This window comes from Edwardsiella ictaluri ATCC 33202, from assembly GCF_000264785.1.
Lineage (GTDB): Bacteria > Pseudomonadota > Gammaproteobacteria > Enterobacterales > Enterobacteriaceae > Edwardsiella > Edwardsiella ictaluri.
Genome location: NZ_AFJI01000098.1, coordinates 1 through 3,481 on the forward strand (window position 1 = coordinate 1; position 3,481 = coordinate 3,481).

Sequence of the window (3,481 nt, forward strand, 5' to 3'; positions counted from 1 at the left end):
TATTTTCAGTCTGTAATGCTATCCGGTGATGAATATATCGCCGGATAATTTGTCGCTGTCTCCAGGGTGATTTCAATGTACAAGTGGATCCTGCCATTCTTATTTATCATCAATCATGCCTATGCCTTCACCGTTGATTCCATGTTTAAGGTGGACAGTGAAAACAGCCGTTACTTTACCTTAAAAAACCCGGATGACGAGCCGGTTTACCTTGCGGTCTCATTAAGCGAATTACAGCGTGCGGGGAAGGGGCGTTATCAGGAGAGTGCGCTCTCCCCGGATGATTTTTTAACATGGCCGCTCTATATTGATCCGATGGATATCGTTATTGATGCTAAGGGGGAATTACGCGTCTCGGTTATCCGTACCGCTCAAATTACCCCGCACGACCGTATTATTGGTGTCAGCTTTATTCCCGACAGTTTACGCCAGCAGGAGCAGGGCGAAAAAAGCAATGTCGCCATCGCCATTGGCTATAAGTCGTGGTATCTGATCCCCGGCAGCCAGCGTATTACCGGAGAGCCACAGGCCTGGCTAAGTAACCGGAAGATTCATTTCAGTAACCCGACCAATAAGGTATTGCGCCTGATCCTGGATGTCTGCCCGGCCAAAGAAAAGCAAGCCGGCAGTGACGCCTGCTACAGCGAAGCCATTTTACTCCCCGGCAATGACAAGCAGATCCCCGTCCCGGACGCGGCCGATCTGGAGCGGGGGAAGGTGACCTTTTTTGACCTTGCTGAGCAGTATAAAAAAGAGATCGCCCTGCGCCCGGCCAGATAAGGAAATTACCCATCGTCTGTCAGACAGCAGCCTGCGCTAACGCGCCTGACAGGGTGTCACCCGGCTTGAAGATGAAGATGACCATGACGAGTTTCCAGATGAGCATCATAAAAATATTACCGGTTACCGGTCTGCTCGCAGGCGCTGCATGGGCGGCGCCCTCACTTCCGACAGATACGCTGGCCAGCAATCACCGTGGGCTGGCGCAGGGCGCTGTCGCCACCCAGACGCTGGCACACAATGATATGACGCTGGCCCAGAACAATGCGACGCTGGCCATGGCGCATGGCATGTCGCTGGCTTCCGGGGTCCCGCTGGCCCGCTCCCGCTACGGCAAAATCCTGACCCCCAGCCCGATGGCGATTACCCTGGTGATCCCCCAGGTGGATGAGGCCCGCTTTGAGGGGGAGCTTGCCCTGGACAGCGTGCGGATTGACGACAGCGCCGCGGTGGCGGCGTTTTTATCCCGCGCCGGGTTGAGCCAGAAACAGGCAGACGAGGTGGCCCGCCAGTTTGCGGCCGGGGTGTCCCACGACAGCCGCTGCAAGGGCAGCCGGGCGACCTGTGTCCTCAGCAGCGAGGGGATGGCGGTGGTGATCGACTATTATGCACGTCAGGTCCGCCTTTTCTTTGCCCCCGCCTACTTTGCCCGCGAGACGCGTCAGGTTGAATATCTGCAGGGAGATGAGGGGAAAAAGGTGCTGGTCAACCATGCCAGCCTCTTTGCCAACCGCTATGCGAATCAGGGCAACAGCCTCTATGCCCGCGACTATGGCCTGTGGGGGTTGCCCGGCGGCTTTCTGAAATACGATGCCTACGTCACCGACCGGGACTATGGCATCAATGCGCTGAACTATGTCTATCAATACCAGTGGTTCAAGGCACAGCTGGGCGCGGTCGACAACAGCTACGACTTTAACCCCTCGGCACAGCGCAGCCTGTTTAAAAACAGTCAGATGACCGCCCTCCTGCTCGGTAACTCCGCGGAGATGCAGGTGCGGAGCCAGAACGATCGCCATTACACCTACTACGCCCCGCTGCCGGGGGTGCTGGAGGTGTGGCGCGACGATAAACTGCTGCTGCGCCGCGGTGTCAACGCCGGCATGGGGGAGCTTGCCTACCAAAGCCTGCCGACGGGGATCTATCAGGCGCGGGTTGTCATCAAGGGGTTGAATGACGAGCTGTTTTCCGACCAGTCCCTGCTGCTGGTCAACGATGGCCCGACCCTGGAGGGGGTCAGCACCCACCTCAGCGTCGGACGCCTGGACGATCACGCCTATTACGGTAACGCCTGGATGGGCGAGCTGGGCGTCACGGTACCGCTGGGCGACATCGTCAGCCTGTCCGGGCTGACCGGCTATGCCGACCGTGAGTTTCTGGGCACCCTGGGGGCCGATATCCGCAGCAGCAACCTCACCCTGTCGCTGCTGCAGACCCTGGGCAGCCAGGGGTATCAGAAGAGCGATCTGGTCGCCACCTACTACCCGCTCTCGCTGCAATACACCCGTGAGCGCTACCGCCAGCGTGAGCGTCCCTTCGTCCGCACCCTGCCGGGCGCGGTGGAGCCTGACGACGTGCTGCAGCCCAGCCTGATCCCGGACTATCTGGACCAGCACCCCGGCATGTCGGCCAACCGCGAAAACCTGCTGGCCAACTACAGCGTAGCCCTGCATCAGGACCATACGCTGCAGCTCGGCTACCAGTTTTTCCGCGAGCAGTCCCAGCGGAGCCAATACTATACGCTGTCGCTGTTCAGCCGCTTACCCTGGAATATCAATCTCACCGCCAGCCTCAACTACGCCCGGAACGACCTCTGGAGCGCCTCGGTGGGGCTCTCGGTGCCGATAGGCAGCCTGCAGGCCAGCAGCTACTACTCGCAGCAAAACGCGGGTCGCTGGCGCAGCCAGAACACCCTGAACTATAGCCAGAGTCTGGCGGAGGCGTGGCTGGTTAACCTGCAGGGTGGCCAGCAGTTCTCCGACAACGGCGCGCAGACCACCTTCTCGGCCGGTGCGCAATACCGGGGCAGCGCGGATGTCCGTGCGCAGGTCTATCTGGCCAGCGATCAGTCGGGTGCAGCCGGCAGCCTCGATGTGCAGTCCAGCCAGCTGATCGCCTCAGACGGGATATCGTTCCAGCGGCCGGATGCGCTGAGCCAACAGGCGTTTCTGCGCCTGCCGGCAGAGGAGAAAGGGGCGGTGTCGGTGGCACTGAAAGAGCAGAGCAGCGGGATGACCCGCTACTACACGGAGGGCGGGGGAAAATCATCGCCCTGCCGGCCTACAGCCGTTACCAGCTGGATGAGCGGCTGATTGGCGGGAGCCGTGTCTTTGACAACCATCAGTCGCGTTATCAGCAGCAGATCGATCTGCTGCCCGGGCGTTTGGTCGATACCACGCGCGCGGTATTGCCGGTGCGCAATCAGGCCATACGGGTCCGGCAGCAGGGGAATGGGGTGGATCAACTGCGCTGTGAGGGGGCAGGCTGCATTGGGGTACAGCGGATACAGAGCGGCCTGTTTATGCTGCAGCTGCACCCCACCGGGGCGATTACCCTGCTGTCTGAGGGGCGGCCATGCGCCTCGCTCTCTTCGGCGCTGCAGCTGCCGGCCGATCAACTACCCATCGTGGAGTGTAAGAGTGAATAAACGTCAGGTAAGCGTGGGGATTGGGTTAAGTCTCGGGCTGTGGCTGAGCGGCGC

At 60.1% G+C, this 3,481-nt stretch carries 3 protein-coding genes; all 3 read left to right on the forward strand.

The window, feature by feature from the left end; all coding sequences use genetic code 11:
* Positions 1 to 75 precede the first annotated feature (75 nt).
* The 3 genes from EIEH_RS14705 to EIEH_RS19830 all read left to right on the forward strand — a co-directional run bounded on the left by EIEH_RS14705 (position 76) and on the right by EIEH_RS19830 (position 3,427).
* Positions 76 to 780: a fimbrial biogenesis chaperone gene (locus EIEH_RS14705; RefSeq protein WP_015870873.1), complete on the forward strand. Its 705-nt coding sequence runs from the start codon at positions 76 to 78 to the stop codon at positions 778 to 780.
* Positions 781 to 878: 98 nt separating this feature from the next.
* Positions 879 to 3,092, forward strand: coding sequence for a TcfC E-set like domain-containing protein (locus EIEH_RS14710; protein ID WP_050977461.1), 2,214 nt, complete (start codon positions 879 to 881; stop codon positions 3,090 to 3,092).
* Positions 3,093 to 3,235: 143 nt separating this feature from the next.
* Positions 3,236 to 3,427, forward strand: coding sequence for a hypothetical protein (locus tag EIEH_RS19830; protein WP_239642637.1), 192 nt, complete (start codon positions 3,236 to 3,238; stop codon positions 3,425 to 3,427).
* Positions 3,428 to 3,481 lie beyond the last annotated feature (54 nt).

Bases quoted from the DNA above. Each gene is read 5' to 3' on its own strand.
- EIEH_RS14705 (WP_015870873.1), top strand. From the start codon at position 76: ATGTACAAGTGGATCCTGCCATTCTTATTTATCATCAATCATGCCTAT.
- EIEH_RS14710 (WP_050977461.1), top strand. From the start codon at position 879: ATGAGCATCATAAAAATATTACCGGTTACCGGTCTGCTCGCAGGCGCT.